Source organism: Bacteroidota bacterium, assembly GCA_039714315.1.
Lineage (GTDB): Bacteria > Bacteroidota > Bacteroidia > Flavobacteriales > JADGDT01 > JADGDT01.
Map to the genome: position 1 here is coordinate 1 of JBDLJM010000166.1, position 6,148 is coordinate 6,148.

Annotated in this window: 5 protein-coding genes; all 5 read right to left on the reverse strand. The window is 34.4% G+C overall.

Annotated elements, in window-relative coordinates; translation table 11 throughout:
- Positions 1-319: 319 nt before the first annotated feature.
- Complete coding sequence (locus tag ABFR62_12550; GenBank protein MEN8139254.1) at positions 320-1,549, reverse strand: peptidoglycan DD-metalloendopeptidase family protein; 1,230 nt, start codon at positions 1,547-1,549, stop codon at positions 320-322.
- Between the two features lie 114 nt (positions 1,550-1,663).
- Complete coding sequence (locus tag ABFR62_12555; protein MEN8139255.1) at positions 1,664-2,485, reverse strand: DUF4292 domain-containing protein; 822 nt, start codon at positions 2,483-2,485, stop codon at positions 1,664-1,666.
- A complete protein-coding gene (locus tag ABFR62_12560) occupies positions 2,475-4,184 on the reverse strand; it encodes a tetratricopeptide repeat protein (protein MEN8139256.1) in 1,710 nt (569 codons plus the stop codon). The genes ABFR62_12555 and ABFR62_12560 overlap by 11 nt, the downstream gene beginning before the upstream one ends.
- A gap of 296 nt (positions 4,185-4,480) precedes the next feature.
- Positions 4,481-5,485, reverse strand: coding sequence for a sugar phosphate nucleotidyltransferase (locus ABFR62_12565; GenBank protein MEN8139257.1), 1,005 nt, complete (start codon positions 5,483-5,485; stop codon positions 4,481-4,483).
- Positions 5,486-5,588: 103 nt separating this feature from the next.
- Positions 5,589-6,020 (reverse strand): dUTP diphosphatase, encoded by a 432-nt coding sequence (gene dut, locus ABFR62_12570; GenBank protein MEN8139258.1) that lies wholly within the window; start codon positions 6,018-6,020, stop codon positions 5,589-5,591.
- Between the last annotated feature and the right edge of the window lie 128 nt (positions 6,021-6,148).

Sequence of the window (6,148 nt, forward strand, 5' to 3'; positions counted from 1 at the left end):
GCCCATAGATGACTACATCCCACTCCTAATAATAGCTGCCATCATCTTAGGCCTATGGGCAATAAACAAACACAAAAAACAAAGTGCAATAACAGAATAGCTTCCGAAAGGAACTAGCCTTACCGGGAGCCTTTAGCTTAGAAATAAGCTCTAGCTATTCTCTCTCAAAAATTGCGCACTATTAACTAATCAATAGGAATAATGCTCCGGTCGTACACCAACGCAATTAATAAACAGGGAATTAGCTAAAGAGTACATCGATATTTGATTAGAAACAGTAAGGCCTTTGCTCAAAGCAAAGGCCTTACTGTTTCTATCATCACATACGATATATCCACGAAGCAGGATTCTGCTCATTCTTATCATACCAAAGCTGGAACTTCAATACAGTATCACCGGTTCTTGAGTTGGTATATACTTCTCCTATTTTTTGTTTTGTCGAAACTTTCTGTCCTTTCTTGACGTAGATTTTACTGAGGTTTGAATATACTGTGTAATAGTTACCGTGTTGTACAAGTATAGTTTTTGCTCCTCCCTTCGATAATATCACCGAACTTACCTCACCGTCGAAAATTGCTCTTGCTACCGAACCCTTTTCTGTGGCAATATCAACCCCATGGTTAACAATAATAATATTTTTCATTGTCGGATGGGGATGTTTCCCATATCGGCTTACTACTACTCCCCTCTCTACCGGCCAGGGTAATTTATCCTTATTTAATTTAAAATTATCAGCAAGAGCTTTGGCTTCGGCAGTCAACTCAAATTTAACTCCGCTATTATCAGCTTTATTCTCCTTTCGGGCTTTCTCTCTTGAAAGCCTGATCTCTTCCATTATTATCTTCTGAATTTCGGATTGCAAAGCATTAGATTTTTTCTGTTTAGATCTAATTTCCGACAACAACTTCTTATTCTTGCGTTTCAAACCTCCCAACACATTCTCCTTTTGAACCTTCTCAGATTCAAGGCTTGATTTTTCTTCTTCCTTCGAAGTAATAAGACTCAGTTTATCTTTTTTCTCCTGCTTTAATTTTTCTATTGTTGCGGCTAATTTTGTGCTGTGTTTTTCAATTTTATCCCCCTGCTCTTTTCTATACCTGGTATATTGCTCCATATACTTTAGCCGTTTTAAAGCCTGATTAAAATTATCGGAAGAAAGTAAGAACAAAATTCTGTTATAAGAAGAACTCGATTTATATGTCTGAAGAATGATACGCGCATAATCAGCTTTTAAATCCACCAATTCTGATTCAAGTTCGACTGTTTGGATTTGTTTATCCTTTATATTTTTTTCAATAAAAACTATCTCCCTGCCTATGTTATCGATTAAGCCTTCGCGAATATTAATTTTAGTGGCAATATTTCTAACCTGTGCAACAGAATACTTTGATGCTTTTTTATTCTCATCCAACAAAGTATTTACATAGCTTATTTCCTTTTGAAGCTCTATTTTTTGCTTTTGGAGTTCCTCTTTTCTGTTACTTTGCGCAAAAGTAACTGTGCCAGATAAAACACAAAGTATGAGGAAGGTTAGTTTAAAAAATCGCACCTGATATAAATTATTTAGTTTACTACTATTTTATTGAGCTAATATATTAATACTAAAATTATTCTTGCCAATTTTTAACCTGATAATTCAATTTAGCCCTGTTCAAAAAGATGATTAATTTGTCTTAATTTCCACCTCCTTATATCCTTTTGGAATTCGAAATGGAAAAGAGAGTTTATTATCTACCTTTATCCCTTTATACTCTACATCAACTATAGTTGATTTTCCATTAATTATCTGCAAATTAATATCATTCGGGATTTTGTATTTTTTATTAATAGATTTAAATCTCTCGTTTTTCACAATTAATGTAGTACTCCTGTCGGGCAAAGCCAACATTTGTCTTTCAAGCTCAAAATTAACAGGATTATACCAATAACGCCTTATGTAGTCTCCATTATTAACTCCTCTTTTGGTAAGTTTTCTGTTATTATCGTATTCCAGCAACAATGAATTCTTAGATAGAAGAGTTTCATATTTATTAGTCCTGATTTCCTGCAACGGATTTCCCAATAACAATGCCTGAATTTGATAAAAATCTAATTCTGCACCCAGTAATTCTGATAAATACTCGAAATCACCTTTGAAATATGTCCCGTTTTGACGTTCATACATACTAACCCCTTCAGGCGTAATAATACCACGGGCAAATGAAATTCCCAGAAAGCTGATATTTACCCAAATCTGCTTATCCTTTTCCATCCTAAGTTTAGCCGTAAAACTACTTTTAGCATTATTCGACTTATACTTTATCTTTAAAGTAGCAGATAAATACTCAGGTGTAGGAAAGTTAACTTCCGACTTTTCCACAACTTTTTTGGGCGAAAGAAGTTCTACTTCGCCATACTCCGTGGTTGCAGTTTTGCTTCCACACGAATTAATAAAAAAAACAGCTGCAAACGCTAAAAATATTAAACTCCCCCTTCTAATCTTCATCAATTAATGCTCTATTATTAATTTTATCCTTCAAAACATCCGAACTACTGGCTATTTCATAAGCCTTCTCCCATTGCTTAACAGCGAGATTTACTTTATCGAGCTTATACAATATATCTCCATAATGTTCAAGTATTTCAGCATTGCTATCTCCTCCATAATTAATAGCCTCTTTCAATATTTTTCTGGCCTGCTCATATTCTCCTTTTTTATAGTAGATCCATGCCATGGTATCGAGATATGTAGAATTTTTGCTGTCAGATCCAACTACCTGTTTAATCATTTCTAATGCCTTATCTAAATCTACACCACTTTCGGCCAAAAAGAAACTGTAATTATTTAGTAAAACAATATTTTCAGGATCAACTGCAACAGCCTTATCATATTCGTCAAAAGCTTTTTCAACTTTATTCAACTGATAATAGTTGTCTGCTTTTATACTGTAAAAATCTCCTTTTAACTTATCGTTATTTACAACAAAATCCAGCCCTTGATCCAAAACCTCTATCGAATAGTCGTAATTCTTTAACTGATTTGCAGCGTATCCCTTAAACAAATACAATACAGGATGCGAAGGGAACAGCTCCAGCATTTTATCAGAATCGGTTAATAATAAATCAAAACGCCCCAATTCCTGTTCGAGAATCAACATCTCTATTAAACTTGAAAATTCGGTATAACCACCTTCAAAACCCTTCTTAAAGGCTTCTAAAGCTTTAGGTTTATTGTCCTCTATTTTATACAGGTTTGCAATTATAGGATATATCTTAAGCTCATTTGTTTCCCCAACCCATGATTCAAGTGCAGAAATTAACTTTGAAGTTTGTTTATGCTCAGTATCATTATCAACAAAATCAACCACAAAACCCAGCTTCTCATTAAAATTCATTTCGGGATTTTCAAAAGCTTCTTCTAATATAAAAAATGCTTCATCAAATTTTGACTGGCGCATTAATATTTTGAAATTTTGACGTACTAATAACGGATTCTCCGGCAAAAGTAACAATCCTTTTTCTATGAATTTACCTGCTTCGTTTACCTGACCATCCTGCATTAATAACTCCGATATATCATAGTAAAACTCTGCATTACTAGGGTTATCTTCTAAAAGTTTTTCAGTTAGTTCAATAGCTTCATCATTCTTTTTTTCTACAACCAGCAAATCTCTTTTTATAATAAGTAGTTCCTCTGTTTCGCCAGCCTTAAGAAAGATATCAACTTTTTCTAATGCTAAGCCTGTTTCTCCGGTCCTGGCAATACTTCTTATATATTCCGGTATAAATTTAGGTTCAATTTTAGCCAATTCCCCATAGCAACGTTCAGCATTGTTATTATCACCCACCAAACTATAAAGCTCAGCAACATTTAGCCGATACCACTTATTTTCGGAACTAAAAAGAACTGCATTCTCCCCAAAAAGAATTGCTTTTCGGTAATCTTTAAGACTCTTATAATTTATGGAAATTTCATACTGTGCATCAGCATTATTAGGTTTAAAACGTAATGCCAGCCTCAAAAGTTCAACAGCTTCCCTATAATTACCTTTTATTTTCTCATTCAAAGCATCATAGTAATAACTTTCAAAACCAATTGTTTTGCTGTCTGATGGTTGGGTACTATCTTTTTTTCCAACACTATCCTGCGACCAACCAGAGATGGCTGTGAGTAGAAATATTGAGACTAAAACCTTTTTCAGCATATGAATTTAGTTTTTAACTGTTAACCTGATAAAACAATTCGACTTCGTTTATCCAATATCGGGATCATAAATCCTTCAACACCACATTAACCTATTAGGAATCACTATGGTATTAAAAAACGCTAAAATATAGAAATATTGTATCACATTAACATATAAAACGACAAACTAGCTGAAAGTACTGTTAAAAATGTGATATCTAAGCTTAAAACCTGATAGGGCAGTAAATTTGACATTATATATCAGCTGTTGCCTGATTCAAAAACTATATCAAGCAACAACTGAATAACAACACCCTACTCTAATACTGAATAATCTCCAATACTAATCGAATTTGATGTACCCGAATATCTGGCCTGGTTACCAACCATCGAATTATCTAAATTGGCTCTACGCATCGAAGCATTATTCTGGATTAATGAATTTTCAATATTTGAATCTTCAATTACCGTACCAGTTCCTACTGATACATATGGTCCGATTTTAGAGTTTTTAATAACTACATTTTCTCCAATATAGCAAGGTTCTATGATTATTGAATTCTCTATTGTTGAAGTTTTGGAAACAAGATTCTCATCTCCCTTTTCATATTTCAACACTTGCTTGTTTGTATCTACTGTTGCATCCTTATTTCCACAGTCCATCCAGGCATCAACAGTTCCGGGACTAAGTTTCAGGCCTTTAGTCTTCATGTTCTCCAAAGCGTCAGTCAACTGATACTCTCCTCCTTTAATAACATCGTTATCAATAAGATACTGAAGTTCATGCTTTAGGTTTTCTCCATCCTTAAAATAGTAAATCCCTATTATTGCAAGATCAGAAACAAATTCACTTGGCTTTTCTATAAAATCTGTAATTATTTTATTTTCATCAATTTTAACTACTCCAAAGGCACTTGGATCATCAACCTGTTTAACCCAGATAACCCCGTCAGCATTCGAGTCTAAAGTAAAATCAGCCTTAAACAATGTATCTGCAAAAGCTACTACAACTGGTCCTTCCAAAGAATCTTTCGCACATGCAATTGCATGAGCAGTTCCCATAGGAGCTTCCTGATAATAAATACTCCCTTTTGCTCCCAAATCGTTGGCTATCGAAATAAGTTTTTGTTCAATTTCAACACCAAAATCACCAATTACAAAAGCTATTTCATCAACTTTTTCTTCGATAACTTTAGTAATATCCTCCACCAGTCTTTGAACTATTGGCTTTCCCGCAATAGGAATTAAAGGTTTGGGAACTGTTAAAGTATGTGGACGAAGACGTGAACCACGTCCGGCCATTGGTACTATTATTTTCATTAGTTTTTAATTTTATTGCTATTTGTGTGTGTGATTTCTATACTAAATATAAAAGGACAATCACTCAGGATTGTCCAAACGATATTCTTTAAATTTAAATTAACTAAACACCTGTTGAACCAAATCCACCAGCTCCTCTGTCGCTGGTTTCCAGAACAACAGCCTCGAGCCATTCAATCTGCTCATGTTTGGCAATAACCATCTGGGCAACTCTTTCACCATCTTTGATCTCGAATTCTTCGTTCGACAGATTTACAAGAATAACTCCTACTTCTCCTCTGTAATCGGCATCAATTGTTCCGGGTGAGTTAAGAACTGTTATCCCCTTTTTGGCAGCCAATCCACTACGAGGTCTTACCTGAGCTTCAAAACCTACAGGAAGCTCCATAAAAAGTCCAGTTTTAACAATAGCTCTCTCCAACGGCTTCAATATGATTGACTCATCTATATTTGCTCGCAAATCCATTCCTGCAGAGGCAATTGTCTCATAGTTAGGCAAAGCGTGTTTTGAATTATTTATTACTTTAACTTTCATCTGTTAATAATTTTATGTTTTGGTCAGATGGTGTTCGCAAGACAAAATTTTATCATTCCCCTCTGGGTCAAAATTGTTAAAATTTTGTCATGCTCGTTTCATCTGTTAATAATTTTATGTTTTGGTCA

Coding starts and splice junctions, on each gene's coding strand:
- ABFR62_12555 (MEN8139255.1), bottom strand. CDS start 2,485: ATGAAGATTAGAAGGGGGAGTTTAATATTTTTAGCGTTTGCAGCTGTT.
- ABFR62_12560 (MEN8139256.1), bottom strand. CDS start 4,184: ATGCTGAAAAAGGTTTTAGTCTCAATATTTCTACTCACAGCCATCTCT.
- ABFR62_12565 (MEN8139257.1), bottom strand. CDS start 5,485: ATGAAAATAATAGTACCAATGGCCGGACGTGGTTCACGTCTTCGTCCA.
- dut (MEN8139258.1), bottom strand. CDS start 6,020: ATGAAAGTTAAAGTAATAAATAATTCAAAACACGCTTTGCCTAACTAT.